We start from the raw sequence: 13,197 nt of genomic DNA on the forward strand, positions 1-13,197 counted from the left end.
TGGCTCCGTTCACGTCACGTACACGAGGAGGATCACCCCAGTCTACGGGCGTGAACGCACCTTCATCGCCGTCTTCCTGGCGGTCTTCGCGATCAGCGGATCGGGATGGTGCCTGCCGAGCATCTCCAGCACGGCGAGGGCGTCGGGGTGGTCGGCCCGGCCCATCTCCGGCACCAGCGTGAGCAGGTCCTCCCCGAGGAGGTCGAAGTGGGCCACCGAGTCGACCGGGGCGCCGATGTAGAGCAGGGCGGCGAGGGTGTCCACCGCCACCCAGGCCCCGTCGCCCTCGCCGAGGGCCGGCGCCTCCAGGTCCCGCACGCCCAGCCAGGCCGCGGCGTAGCGCCACATCATCGGCTCGTCCAGGGCCTCGCGTACGGCCTGCGCGGCCTCGGGGCCCAGCTCCTCGAGCACGGTCCCGGCGGTGCCGCGCTGGGCGGCGTTGCCCGACGCGGCGATCTTGATGAGCTCGCGCGCCGCGTCCTCCGGCACCCGGCGCTCCAGCCACAGCGTGGCGGCGCTGGCGGAGGCCCGGCCGGTCAGCATGGCGTCGATGAGGTCGGCGGCGCCCAGCTCGGCCAGCGCGGCCACCTCGCCGAGCGACGGCGCGTCGTGGCCCTCCCTCAGCAGGTCACGGCGCACGGCCCACACGCCCGGCTGGCTGAGCCGCACGAGCTCCCCGGTCAGCTCGATCAGCCCGCAGTACTCCAGCAGCGCCATGGCCGCCGCCAGCTCCCCCGGCAGGGTCATCCGCAGCCGCCGCAGGTCCGCCGGCCGCGCCTCGCAGCCCACCTCGTGGGCCTGGAGGATGCCGCCGGCCAGGGCGGCGAGCGGCATGCCCTCACGCACCGAGTAGATCGTCGCGAGGATCTCGGTGAGGTGCTCGTCGATGACGGCCGACCCGGTCAGGCCCTCCTCGGTCCGGTCGAGCACGTCCATGACCACGCCGTCCCAGAACTCCATGGGGTCGGACACGCCGGGCCCGGGACGAGCGCCCTGCCGGGTGACCTCCACGAGACGGCCGTTGACCGCGACCACCCACAGCAGGCGCAGCCTGGCGGCCTCCAGGCCCAGCTCGGCGACGACCGCCTCGGCCTCGGCGGGGTGCGGCAGCCCCTGCTCGGTGACTTCGCACACACCCCGCGGGGAGGCCCCGCAGCGGGCCCCGACCCACTCGGCGATACGGCGGGCGTCCCGTACGAGCGGGACCTCCCGCACCGCGTGGACGAGCAGCTCGTCGGGGGCGATGTCGACCGGCGGGAAGGTGAGCACGTCGCTGTCGGCCATTCCAGCAACTTACTGCACAGCAGTCACCTGATGCCCCGCGAACGAGCCTTGAAAGCCGCTTTCCGGGCGGCTTTGGCTGCGGCCTGGTCCGGCAGCGTGCTGCCGAGCAGTTCGAGAACCTCGACCACGTCGGGGTGGTCCACCCGCCACATGTCCTCGATCAGATGGGCGGGCGGCCCCGAGGCCGCGATGTTCTCCGCGAAGCCCTCCGGGTCGGCCTCGGCGGCGGGCAGCGCGAGCGCGAGCATGTCGACGCTCACCCACAGGACCTCTTCGGGGGTGAGCGCGGGCGCGTCCAGGCCCCGGGAGGACAGCCAGTGGATGGCGTGCGGGCGCAGCTCGGCGTCGTCCAGGTAGGACCGCACGACCGGCGCCGCCTCGACGCCCAGCCGGTCCACGATGGTCACGGCGACCCCGCGCACCTCGGCCGGGGCGCCGGCCACGGCGGCGAGCAGCTCCGACGCCGCCTGCTCGGGGGTGCGCCGCGACAGCCACTCGGCGATGTCCCGCTCGGCCGCCTCGTCCGCCGTGCCGTCGCCGATCAGGCCGGCGATCAGCCCGCTCGCGTCGCCCTCGGCCGGGGCCGGCGCGAGCGGCGCGTCCAGGCCCATGCCGGCGTACAGCTCCCGCAGGCCCCACAGGGCGTGCGGGGTCAGGGCCAGGCCGTCCTCGGTGCGCTGGACCGTTCCCGCGTACGCCAGGGCGGTCAGCGCCTCGTCCAGCCTGCCGACCGGCCGCCCGGCGGCCACCTCGCGCAGATAGTCGGCGAGCGCGTCCACCGGGACGGGCGACTGCAGCCGGTAGAGCAGGTCGTGGATCTGGGACATCCCCTCGTCCACGACCGCCTCCCCGGTGAGCGGCACGGACCTCTCGACGAGGAACTCCAGCGCCGACCGCCACAGGTCGAGCAGTTCGTCCTCACCGCGCGCGTCCAGCTCACGGAACTCCTCCGTGACCAGGACGGCCGTGCCGTCGAGCCGGGCCAGGCCCAGGTCGAGCGCGAGACGCCACGCCGGTTCCGGACACTCGACGCCGAGCTCGGCCGTGCACGCCCGCGCGTCCCTGACCCGCAGCGACCGGCGCGTCGTCACCGTGCGGCCGCCCTCCACCAGCCACGCCACCACCCGGTGGGCGTCGCGCAGCATCGGCACCTCGCGCACGGCCCGCGCCACCTCCTCGCGCGGCGCGAGCCGTACGGGCGGCAGGGGCGCGCAGCCGGGGCAGTCGCACTCGTCGCCGTCCGCCCCGCCCTGCGCCCCCTGGGCCCGCGCGGTCTGGGCCGCGTCGAGTTCCAGCGAGTCGGGCCCGATGGCGCTGAACAGGCTCTTGGCCATGCCGAACTTGGACGTGTCGGCGAGCGCCTGCGGCATCTCCGGCTCGATGCGGTCGATGGTCTCCCGCATCCGGGCGGCCGTCTTGCTGCCGATCTCGCCCGTGTCCAGCAGGAACTCGACCAGTGTCCGCGCCGCGGCGACCGTCTCCGGCGCGCTCTCCGGTGGCGCGATGACCTTGCGCGGGTAGATTTCCAGCAGGAGCTCCTCGAAGGTGCCCGGCCGGAAATCGCCCAGTTCGTTCACCTCCAGGTAGTCGCTGGCGTAGTCGCACAGCAGACGTACCTCGTCGACGTCGACCTCGACGTTCCGCTCGCGCCCCCAGGCGCGCAGGCCGTCGATGGCCCGGTTCACCCATTCGATCGACACAGAGGCACGCTAACGGCTCGCTTTGTGCGAGGCGAATCGGTCAGATGAGGTCGAGCGGATCAATGTTCACACGTACCACGTCCGGCGCCTTGCGCGCGGAGCGCACACCGGAGGCGCCCTTGAGCGCGCGGGCCAGCGCGGACCCGAGGTGGCGCGGCACCCGGACCATGGCCCGTTCCAGCCCGCCCTCCACCGGCACCGGCCCCAGCACCTGCGCCCCGGGAGGCAGCCCGGCGCCCGCCAGGGTCTCCCTGACCGCCGCGGCCGGGCCCGTCAGCGTCGCCATCCGCACGGCCGGGGGGAAGCCCAGCTCGGCCCGCTCGTCGAGCTCGCGCTCCGCGAAGGTGACGGGGTCCCAGCGCAGCAGGGCCTGTACGGCGGGCACCGCGGCGTCGGCCAGGACGACCAGCTCCCCCGCGGGCCGCAGCAGGGCGGCGGCGTTCGTCCAGCGCCGCAGCGCCTCCTCGGCCGCGCGCAGGTCGGGGCGGCCCAGCAGCGCCCATCCGTCGAGCAGCACGGCGGCCGCGTAGCCGCCGTCCGGCACCGGCTCGGCCCCGGGCGTCGCCACGACCAGCGCGGGGGCGCCGCTCACCGTCGCGAGCACGCCGTCGCGCCCGCTGGTGCGCACGGCCACCGAGGGAAAGGCCCGGCCCAGCTCCTCGGCGGTGCGCCGCGCGCCCACGATGACGGCCCGCACTCCCGTGCCGCCGCAGGACGGGCAGCGCCAGTCGCCCGCGATCCGGCCGCACCAGCGGCAGTACGGCACGGCGTGCCCGCCGCGCAGCGCGAGCGGGCCCGAGCACACCGGTCCGGTGGCGGCGGGCTCCGCCGGCACGGGGTCCACGAGCATCCGCGCCCTGCCGCCGGGCGCCACGCCTCCCGGGGCGGCCCCGGGTGTCTGGACCGGGCGCACCGGCGGCAGGCCCGAGCAACGGGCGGGCGCGCGGCAGTGACGGCAGGCCAGCGCGGGCAGGTAGCCCCTGCGCGGCACCTGGACGAGCACAGGGCCGTGCTCCAGCCCCTCCCGCAGCGCCCGCCAGGCGATGCTGGGCAGGCGGGCCGCTCTGGCCGCCTGGTCGCGGGCCAGCTCCGCGTCGTCGCCCGCCGGGCGCACCCGGGGCGCCCGGGCCCTGACCGCCGTACGGTCGGGGACGAGCGGGGCCGCCCAGCCCGTCTCGACGAGCGCGGTAGCCTCGGCGGTGCGGGCGTAGCCGCCGACGAGCAGGCCCGCCCCCGCCTGGTGCGCGCGCAGGCCGAGGACCTCCCGCGTGTGCGGGTAGGGCGCGTGGCGCTCGGCGTGCAGGTCGTCGCCGTCGTCCCAGACGACCGCCAGCCCTAGGCGGGCCACCGGCGCGTACGCCGCGGGGCGGTTGCCCACCACGATCCCGATCTCGCCGCGCAACGCCTTGAGCCAGCGCCGGTAGCGCTCGGCGGGTCCGAGGTCCGCCGTGATCGCCACGTGCGGCGTCTCCCCCAGGGCCGCGGTCACCAGCGCCACGTCCTTGCCGTCGGGCACCGCCACGACGACGCCCCGGCCGCCGTCCAGTGTCGCCCGCGCGGCGGCCGCGATGGCGTGCGGCCACGACGGCCCGGCGGCGTCCGTGCCCGGCAGGGCCGTCCACACGGCGCGCGGCGCCCTGCCCTCGGCCAGCGCCTCCAGGAAGGAGGCGCCCGCCGGGTAGGCACTCCAGGCGTCGCCGTAGGCCCGGGCCGCCCGCCGCCCCGCCGCGTCGCCGGGCGCCGCCTCGTCTGGCGCGGCCTCCCGTGGCGTCGTCTCCCCGTGCATCGTCGCCGGGTGCGCCGCGTCTTCGTGGGCCGCGTCTTCGTGGGCCGCAGTCTGCGCCGGGTGTCCCTCGTCCTGCGTATGCCCTGCATCCTGCCGCGCAGGTACCGTGCCCTTTAGGGGGCGTGGACGCGGGCCCTCGGTGTCCGCCGTGGCGCCTGCGGACTCAGGGGCAGGCGGGGGAACGTCCCCCTCGGCGGCGTCCGCGGCGCCGGCGCCTGCCGTGTCTTCGGGGGTCGCCGCCCGGCGCGCCGGCGTTCTGGCCTCGGCCTCGACCCGGGCGTGCCGCGGCGGAACGGCCAGGCGCAGGACGTCCGGCATGGTCCCGGCGTACCGGTCGGCCACGGCGCGGGCCAGCCGCGCGATGTCGGGAGTGAGGACGGGCTCCGGGGAGATCACCCGTTCCAGGAAGGACAGCCGGCCCTCGTGCTCGCTCTCGGAGAGCCGTTCGAGCAGGTAGCCGTCGGCGAGCTGCCCGGCGAAGCGGACGCGCACCCGGCAGCCGGGCACCGCCTCGGCGTCCATCGTGGTGGGGACGAGGTAGTCGAAGGGCCGGTCGAGGTGCGGCAGCGGCGTGTCCACCACGACCCTGGCGACGGGCAGGTTCGGCGCCGCCTCGCGCGCGCCCTTGGGCGAGCCCGCCCGCCCCGGTCCTGTGGTCCCCCGCGTCCGCTCAGTGCCCCCACGCGTCCGCTCAGTGCCTCCACGCGTCCGCTCAGTGCCCCCACGCGTCCGCTCAGTGCCCCCACGGGCCCGCTCGGCGGGCCGCTGCGGGGCGGCCGGGGGCGCCGGAAGGAGCGCCTCCTGGGGATGCGGGGCGCGGGTCGGCTCGGTCACCTCTACGTCCTACCAGACCCGGCGAGCCGCAATCACACGTACGCCGCCGCCTGTGGACGTCCGGGGAGACCCGGCGGGCACGCATGGGCGGCGCCCGCCGTCAGAGGCGGGCGCCGCCCGGGGCGACGATGTTCGCGGTGCTTCGTCAGCGGTGTGTTACAGGCCCGCGGCCTTGCGCAGGGCGTCGGCCCGGTCCGTGGACTCCCAGGAGAAGCCCTCACGGCCGAAGTGGCCGTAGGCGGCGGTCTCGGAGTAGATCGGGCGCAGCAGGTCGAGGTCGCGGATGATCGCGGCAGGACGCAGGTCGAAGACCTGGAGCACCGCGTCCTGGATCACGTCGACCGGCGCCTTCTCGGTGCCGAACGTCTCGACGAACAGGCCGACCGGCTGGGCCTTGCCGATGGCGTAGGCGACCTGCACCTCGCAGCGCTCGGCCAGACCGGCCGCGACGACGTTCTTGGCGACCCAGCGCATGGCGTAGGCGGCCGAGCGGTCGACCTTGGACGGGTCCTTGCCGGAGAAGGCGCCGCCGCCGTGGCGGGCCATGCCGCCGTAGGTGTCGATGATGATCTTCCGGCCGGTGAGCCCGGCGTCGCCCATGGGCCCGCCGATCTCGAAGCGGCCGGTCGGGTTGACCAGCAGGCGGTAGCCCTCGGTCTCGATCTCCAGGTCGGCCAGCACCGGCTCGACCACGTGCTCGCGGATGTCGGGCGTCAGCATCTCCCGCAGGTCGATCTCCGGAGCGTGCTGCGTGGAGACGACCACGGTGTCGAGGCGGACCGGCCGGTCACCGTCGTACTCGATCGTGACCTGGGTCTTGCCGTCCGGGCGCAGGTAGGGAACCGTGCCGTTCTTCCGCACCTCGGACAGGCGCCGGGCCATCCGGTGCGCGAGCTGGATCGGCAGCGGCATCAGCTCGGGGGTCTCGCGGCAGGCGTAGCCGAACATCAAACCCTGGTCGCCCGCGCCCTGGCGGTCGAAGTCGTCGGAACCCTCGCCCGCACGGTGCTCGTAGGCGTCGTCCACACCCTGCGCGATGTCCGGCGACTGCGCTCCGATGGACACCGACACGCCGCAGGAGGCGCCGTCGAAGCCCTTGTGGGAGGCGTCGTAGCCGATCTCGAGGATCTTCTCGCGGATCAGGGCGGGGATGTCGACATAGGTCTCCGTCGTCACCTCTCCGGCGACGTGGACCTGGCCAGTAGTGATCAGCGTCTCGACGGCGACCCGGCTCTTGGGGTCGTCCTTGAGCATGGCGTCGAGAATCGCGTCACTGATCTGGTCGGCGATCTTGTCCGGGTGGCCCTCGGTGACCGACTCGGAGGTGAACAGGCGACGGGACAACTCAGGGCTCCTCATGCAGCGGCTGCTGACGTCCATGAGTGGCCGGCGGTAGAGCCCAGCCCCACCGCGGCCACTCGATGCTCACGCGAGTCTAGCCTTAGGCGCTGCGGAGCCGCGAAGGCATCCGGGTTTCGGACGCCGGGTCGGCCGCACGCGAGAAGACCCGCCGCAGGCGCGGAGGGCGTGTCAGAGGTCGGGCAGGGGATCTCTAGGCAGGTCACCGGGCGAGAAGGCCTCCGCGTCCGCCGCCGCCACCACGGCGGCGTACTCGTCGTCGACCTCCAGGGTCATGCCGCCGATTTCGATACGCGGCCCTGACCCGAACTCAACAGGGCCGAGGCGGGTACGGCGGGGGTAGCGCGCCCACACTCCGGACGGTTCGTCCCTGCTGAACATCTTGGTGGACAGCAGGGTGATCGAGCGGTCCGTCACCACGACGAGGAAACCGATCATGGCGGGAGGAGGCAGGGCCACCGCGGGAAACACGTAGCGGATGTCCTCGCCGGGACCGAGCATCGCCCGGCAGCGCTCCCTGATCGTGGCGGACACCGGCATGGCGATCGCTCCCTCGATGCACGACCTGTGGGGGCGGGGCGGGCGCCCGCGCCGGCACCACGCGAAGGTCAGGCGAGACGCTGCGCCACCAAGTCCCACACTACGTCGGCGAGATCCTCTTTGGGACCCCTCGGAATCTCCACGGACCCGCCCTCCGCCGTGAGGACGACGGCCGCGTTGTCCGGCGTGCCGAAGGCCAGGTTCTCCCCGACCTGGTTCACGACGAGCAGGTCGCAGCCCTTGCGCTCCAGCTTGGCCCGGCCGTTGGCCAGGACGTCGTCGGTCTCCGCCGCGAATCCCACGATGACCCGGGGATGCGGCCCGTCGGCGCTCTCGCGCCCGTCGCCCGCCGGCGCGTCCCCCGCGGCGTACGCCTCCCGCCTGGCCCGGCGGATCTCCCCCAGCTCGGCCAGGATGTCGGGATTTTTCGCCAGATGGATTGGATCGGGCTCGGCGGACGACTTCTTGATCTTCGTGTCGCTCTGCCGTACGGGCCGGAAGTCCGCGACCGCGGCCGCCATCACGACCGCGTCGGCGTGCTCGGCCGCCGCGAGGACCGCGTCGCGCAGCTGTCGCGCCGACTCCACCCGCACGACCTTCGCGCCCGCGGGATCGGGCAGCGTCACGTTGGCCGCCACGAGCGTGACCTCCGCGCCCCGGGCGACGGCCGTACGGGCGAGGGCGTATCCCTGCAGCCCGGAGGACCGGTTGCCGATGAAGCGCACGGGGTCGATCGCCTCACGGGTGCCGCCGGCGGAGACGACGACGTGCCGCCCGGCCAGGTCCTCGCGCCGCCCCGCCAGCACACGGCGGCACACCTCGAAGATCTCGGCGGGGTCGGGCAGCCGTCCGGGACCGGTGTCGGCACCGGTGAGCCTGCCGACGGCGGGCTCGATCACGATCGCGCCGCGCTCGCGCAGCGTCGCCACGTTCGCCCGCGTGGCCGGGTGCTCCCACATCTCGGTGTGCATCGCGGGCGCGAACACCACCGGGCACCGCGCCGTGAGCAGGGTGTTGGTGAGCAGGTCGTTGGCCATGCCGTGCGCGGCCCGCGCCAGCACGTCCGCCGTCGCCGGGGCGACGACCACCAGGTCGGCGGACTGCCCGATGCGCACGTGCGGCACCTCGTGCACCGACTCCCACACCTCGGTGGTCACCGGATTGCCCGACAGCGCCGCCCAGGTCGGCTCGCCGACGAACCGGAGAGCGTCCCGGGTCGGCACGACGCGCACGTCATGTCCCGACTCGGTGAACAGGCGCAGCAGCTCGCAGGACTTGTAGACCGCGATGCCTGCGCTCACGCCCAGCACGACAGACGTCATCGGCGGAGGTGGTGCTCAGCCCTCGATGGGCTCAGAGGTGAGCAGGCCCTCGGAGACCTCGCGCAGGGCGATGGACAGCGGCTTCTCCTGGGCGTGGGTCTCCACGAGGGGCCCCACGTACTCCAGCAGGCCCTCGCCGAGCTGAGAGTAGTAGGCGTTGATCTGGCGCGCCCGCTTCGCACCCATGATCACAAGGCTGTACTTGCTGTCGACGATGTCGAGAAGCGCGTCGATCGACGGGTTGGTGATGCCTTCCGCGTAGGCGGAGCTGCTTGCCACGTCAGTGATTCCCCTAGCTAGGTGAGTTTCCCATCAAGGTTATCAGCCGGTGGCACACGTCCTTGACGGACGTGTTGACGATCGTGAGGTCGAACTCCTTCTCCGCCGCCAGCTCGACCCGGCCCATCTCCAGGCGGCGGGCGATCACGTCGGGAGGCTCGGTGCCGCGGCCGCGCAGCCGCCGCTCCAGCTCCTCCCAGCTCGGCGGGGCGAGGAACACGAGCAGGGCATCGGGCATCGTCGTACGCACCTGCCTGGCGCCCTGCAGGTCGATCTCCAGCAGGGTGGGGACGCCTGCCGCCAGCTTCTCCAGCACCGGCCGCCTGGGCGTGCCGTACCGGTTGCCGGCGAACTCGGCCCACTCCAGAAGCTCGCCGGAGGCGACGAGCTCGTCGAACTCGTCGTTGCCGGCGAAGAAGTACTCCACGCCGTGCTGCTCCCCCGGGCGGGGCTTCCGGGTTGTCACCGAGACCGACAGCCACACCTCAGGGTGGGACCGCCGGAGCTCGGCGACGACCGTGGACTTCCCCACACCCGACGGACCGGACAGGACCGTCAGGCGCGGGCGAGGCATGGAGTCACCGCCGCGTGTCCTGAATCCGCTGGTCGCGACTGCCTCGTGGGCCCGATCTCCAGCGGACCGGGACGTGTCGGTCACTCCGTACCCCCGTGAAACTCGCTCGTACGCCGCCGAGATCAGCTCTCGGCGCCGCCGAACTCGCGCTCCAGGGAGGCGCGCTGGTTGGCGCCGAGACCCCGCACGCGGCGGGATTCGGCGATACCAAGGCGCTCCATGAGCTGCTTGGCGCGGACCTTGCCGACGCCAGGGAGCGACTCCAGCAGAGCCGAGACCTTCATCTTGCCGATGACGTCGTCGGTCTGCCCATCCTTCAGCACCTCAGCCAGAGAAACCGCGCCGTGCTTGAGCCGGTTCTTGACCTCGGCACGCTCCTTGCGTGCCTTGGCAGCCTTCTCAAGAGCTGCGGCGCGCTGCTCGGGGGTCAGGGGAGGAAGAGCCACGCCGGGTCACCTCGAATTTCTTGTCGATGTACTCGGACGGGAGGGGAAACTAGCTGGTCTTGGCCGTAACGGCAACGTCAAGGGCGGTTTCTCGGACTACAAAATTGATTTTACTACTTTTGGTATTGGAAAAGTCACTCTTCGTAGATCAAAACCGCCTCAGCAGGCCCGGAGCGGGATGACGCATGGTGACGGAGCCGGAGGCCGCCCGGCGCTCGCTCAGGGGCTCACGCGGCGCAGTGCGGCGGCGATCCCGGCGGCCGCCGCGCCCGGGTCGGGCGCCCCGGTGATGGGCCTGCCGATCACGAGGAGGTCGGCCCCGTGGGCGATCGCGTCCTCCGGGGTGGCCACCCGCGCCTGGTCCTGGGTGTCGGCGCCGACGGGCCGCACGCCCGGAGTGATCAACGTCACGTCCGGGCCGACCTCCGCGCGTACGGCGGCGACCTCCCTGGGCGAGCACACGAGGGCCTGGGCGCCCGCGCCGACGGCCACGGCGGCCATACGGCGCGCGACGTCCGCGGGGGGTCCCTGGATACCGATCTCGCGGAGATCGGCCTCGGAAAGCGACGTCAGGAGCGTCACGGCGGCGATCTGGGTGTTGGGGGCCGCCTCGACGGCCGCCCTCACCATCGCGGGGCCTCCCGCGGCGTGCACGGTGAGGTACGTCGGCTTGAGCCGGGCGACCGCCCGGGCGGCGGCGCCGACCGTGTTCGGGATGTCGTGCAGCTTGAGGTCCAGGAAGACCTGGACGCCGCTCGCGCCGCGCACCGAGGCGATCACGTCGGGCCCGTACCGCAGGTAGAGCTCCAGCCCCACCTTCACCGTGGAGACGTGCGGGGTGACCAGGCCGGCCCAGCGGGCCGCGGTCTCCAGGTCGGGCGCGTCCAGGGCGACGGCGATGGGAGCGGGCGTGGTCAAAGCGAACTCTCCTCGAGATCTGATCGCGAACGTGGTTGCGCGCCCGCCGGGCGGTGGGCCAGGCCCACGGCGTCGGCGAGCCGGTCGAACCCGCGCTCCTGCAGAAGCTCCTCAAGCTCCCTCAGGACGCGCGGGCAGGCGTAGGGGTCGTGGAACAGCGCCGTGCCCACCGCGACGGCGCAGGCGCCCGCCAGGACGAGCTCAAGGGCGTCCCTGCCGGTCGTCACGCCGCCCATGCCGATGATGGGCACCCCGGGCAGCGCGGCGTGGACCTGCCACACGCAGCGCACCGCCAGGGGCCGTACGGCGGGGCCGGACAGGCCGCCGGTGCCGGCCGCGAGCGAGGGGCGCATCGTGTCCACGTCGATGCTCATCCCGACCGGGGTGTTGATCATCGCGAGGGCGTCGGCGCCGCCGTCCACGCAGGCGCGGGCGACCGCGACGACGTCCGCCACGTCCGGGGACAGCTTGGCGATCACCGGCACCTCGTACGGCGTGGCCGCGCGCACCGAGGCCACGACCTCCGCCGCGGCGGCCCCGTCACGGGCGAACACCCTGCCGCGGTCCTCGACGTTCGGGCACGAGAGGTTGATCTCCACGGCGGTGATGCCGTCGACGCCGGCCAGGCGCCGTGCCAGCGCGGTGTACTCGGTCACGGTGCCGCCGCCGATCGACACGACCGTGCGGGCCCCGCGCTCGGCCAGCCAGGGCAGCTCGCGCTCCAGGAAGGCCTCGACGCCGGGGCCCTGCAGGCCCACGGCGTTCAGCAGCCCGGAGGGGGTCTCGGCCATCCGCGGCGTCGGCCGTCCCGCGCGGGGGGCCATGGTGATCGACCGGGTGACGAACGCGCCCAGCCGGTGGACGTCGGAGAACTGGGCCAGCTCGCGGCCGGTCCCGCCGCAGCCCGAGGCGGTCAGCACCGGGTTGGGCAGCTCCACGTGGGCCAGGTAGGTCCGCAGGTCGGCGGTCACGGCCGCCTCCCCCGCCCCGGCTCAGACATGCCGTCCGCCGGGCGCGCCGAGCGCGTCGAACGGGATCGTCCCGACGTCGTCGAACCGCACCCGCTCGCCCCGGAACACCGGCCCCTCGGTGCAGGCGCGGACCATGCGGGTCACGCCGTCGTCGCCGATGACCGGCACCACGCACGTCATGCAGACGCCGATGCCACAGGCCATGGACTCCTCCACGGCCACCTGCACGGGGACGCCGAACTCGACGGCGACCGCCGTGACGCCGCGCAGCGTCTCCATCGGCCCGCACGCGTAGACCGCGTCGGCCCGCGCGTCGGCGATCACGCCGGGCAGCACATCGGTCACCTTGCCGCGCATGCCCAGCGAGCCGTCCTCGGTCGTCAGCGTGGTCGTCTCGCCCATCCTGCGGGCCCGCAGCGCCCCGAAGACCCGGTCGGCCGACGGCGCCCCCAGCACGAAGTCGATGCGGCAGCCCCGCTGCTGCAGCGCGTCCCCCAGCGCGAACAGCGGCGCCGCGCCGTGCTCGTCGCCGACCAGTACGCAGGTGCAGGGGTCGCGGGGCAGGGGGAAGGGGCGGCCGAGCGGGCCGACCAGGTCGAGCGTGTCGCGCGCCCGAAGGTCGGCGAGCCAGGCCGTCCCGGCACCGCGCACGCCGAAGACGAGCTCCACCGTGCCACCGTAGTCCGGCTTCACGTCGTGGATCGTGAAGGCCCGCCGGGTGAGCATCGAGGAGTTGCGGCCCCCGACGGCGACCGTCACGAAGTGGCCGGGCCGGAACCGGTCCGCGATGCCCGGCGCGACGACGGTGAGCGCATGGTAGGCGTCCACGCGGCGCGTCGTCAGCACCGTGCCCGTGACCTGAACCGGACTGCCGGCCACTCTCCGCTCCTTTGCGCTCGCTCCGCTCGCACGGCCCCGGGCGCCCAAGCTGGCCTGGTCGTGCCGGAGGCGCGCAGTGTATCCAGCCCTCGTCACTCCGGGTCGCTCGTACCTCGCTCCCCTCGCTCCTCAGTCCAGACCGCCGGCGCGCCCTCCGCGCTCATGGCGCTCGCTCCGCTCGCGCGGCTCGGGCGCCTGAGCCGACGTCTTCCCTCGTCACTCCGGGTCGCTCGTACCTCGCTCCCCTCGCTCCTCAGTCCAGACCGCCGGCGCGCCCTCCGCGCTCATGGCGCTCGCTCCGCTCG

The 13,197-nt window shown here is 73.9% G+C and carries 12 protein-coding genes; all 12 read right to left on the bottom strand.

Going from position 1 to position 13,197, the window contains the following annotated elements; all coding sequences use genetic code 11:
* Window positions 1-42: 42 nt before the first annotated feature.
* The 12 genes from ABZ860_RS05555 to ABZ860_RS05610 all read right to left on the bottom strand — a co-directional run bounded on the left by ABZ860_RS05555 (window position 43) and on the right by ABZ860_RS05610 (window position 12,892).
* Complete coding sequence (locus ABZ860_RS05555) at window positions 43-1,284, bottom strand: hypothetical protein (protein WP_357215494.1); 1,242 nt, start codon at window positions 1,282-1,284, stop codon at window positions 43-45.
* Window positions 1,285-1,307: 23 nt separating this feature from the next.
* Window positions 1,308-2,984, bottom strand: coding sequence for a hypothetical protein (locus ABZ860_RS05560; protein WP_357215496.1), 1,677 nt, complete (start codon window positions 2,982-2,984; stop codon window positions 1,308-1,310).
* Between the two features lie 40 nt (window positions 2,985-3,024).
* The gene (locus ABZ860_RS05565) at window positions 3,025-5,604 is read right to left on the bottom strand and encodes a primosomal protein N' (RefSeq protein ID WP_357215499.1); all 2,580 of its coding nucleotides are present in this window, start codon (window positions 5,602-5,604) and stop codon (window positions 3,025-3,027) included.
* A gap of 156 nt (window positions 5,605-5,760) precedes the next feature.
* Window positions 5,761-6,948 carry a methionine adenosyltransferase gene (gene metK / locus ABZ860_RS05570; RefSeq protein WP_357215502.1) on the bottom strand — a complete coding sequence of 396 codons (1,188 nt, stop codon included), beginning with the start codon at window positions 6,946-6,948 and terminating at the stop codon, window positions 5,761-5,763.
* 186 nt (window positions 6,949-7,134) lie between these two features.
* On the bottom strand, window positions 7,135-7,503 hold the full coding sequence (locus tag ABZ860_RS05575) for a hypothetical protein (RefSeq protein WP_357215505.1): 369 nt from the start codon (window positions 7,501-7,503) through the stop codon (window positions 7,135-7,137).
* Window positions 7,504-7,571: 68 nt separating this feature from the next.
* Window positions 7,572-8,825, bottom strand: coding sequence for a bifunctional phosphopantothenoylcysteine decarboxylase/phosphopantothenate--cysteine ligase CoaBC (gene coaBC / locus ABZ860_RS05580; protein WP_357215508.1), 1,254 nt, complete (start codon window positions 8,823-8,825; stop codon window positions 7,572-7,574).
* A gap of 15 nt (window positions 8,826-8,840) precedes the next feature.
* Window positions 8,841-9,104, bottom strand: coding sequence for a DNA-directed RNA polymerase subunit omega (gene rpoZ, locus ABZ860_RS05585; protein ID WP_030508986.1), 264 nt, complete (start codon window positions 9,102-9,104; stop codon window positions 8,841-8,843).
* 13 nt (window positions 9,105-9,117) lie between these two features.
* Window positions 9,118-9,678 carry a guanylate kinase gene (gmk, locus tag ABZ860_RS05590; RefSeq protein ID WP_357215511.1) on the bottom strand — a complete coding sequence of 187 codons (561 nt, stop codon included), beginning with the start codon at window positions 9,676-9,678 and terminating at the stop codon, window positions 9,118-9,120.
* A 122-nt stretch (window positions 9,679-9,800) separates the two neighbouring features.
* Entirely contained in the window at window positions 9,801-10,124 is a 324-nt protein-coding gene (gene mihF, locus ABZ860_RS05595; protein WP_030450375.1) for an integration host factor, actinobacterial type, read from the bottom strand.
* A gap of 219 nt (window positions 10,125-10,343) precedes the next feature.
* Window positions 10,344-11,042 carry an orotidine-5'-phosphate decarboxylase gene (gene pyrF, locus ABZ860_RS05600; protein ID WP_357215514.1) on the bottom strand — a complete coding sequence of 233 codons (699 nt, stop codon included), beginning with the start codon at window positions 11,040-11,042 and terminating at the stop codon, window positions 10,344-10,346.
* Window positions 11,039-12,013, bottom strand: a complete 975-nt coding sequence (locus ABZ860_RS05605) for a dihydroorotate dehydrogenase (RefSeq protein ID WP_357215517.1) — start codon at window positions 12,011-12,013, stop codon at window positions 11,039-11,041. Before ABZ860_RS05605 ends, pyrF begins: the two co-directional genes overlap by 4 nt.
* Window positions 12,014-12,034: 21 nt before the next feature.
* Window positions 12,035-12,892, bottom strand: a complete 858-nt coding sequence (locus ABZ860_RS05610; RefSeq protein WP_357215520.1) for a dihydroorotate dehydrogenase electron transfer subunit — start codon at window positions 12,890-12,892, stop codon at window positions 12,035-12,037.
* Window positions 12,893-13,197: the final 305 nt, after the last annotated feature.

Source organism: Microbispora sp. NPDC046973 (assembly GCF_040644495.1).
Lineage (GTDB): Bacteria > Actinomycetota > Actinomycetes > Streptosporangiales > Streptosporangiaceae > Microbispora.

Excerpts from the sequence above, each read along its gene's own strand:
- ABZ860_RS05555 (WP_357215494.1), bottom strand. The coding sequence starts at position 1,284 with ATGGCCGACAGCGACGTGCTCACCTTCCCGCCGGTCGACATCGCCCCC.
- gmk (WP_357215511.1), bottom strand. The coding sequence starts at position 9,678 with ATGCCTCGCCCGCGCCTGACGGTCCTGTCCGGTCCGTCGGGTGTGGGG.
- ABZ860_RS05575 (WP_357215505.1), bottom strand. The coding sequence starts at position 7,503 with ATGCCGGTGTCCGCCACGATCAGGGAGCGCTGCCGGGCGATGCTCGGT.
- coaBC (WP_357215508.1), bottom strand. The coding sequence starts at position 8,825 with ATGACGTCTGTCGTGCTGGGCGTGAGCGCAGGCATCGCGGTCTACAAG.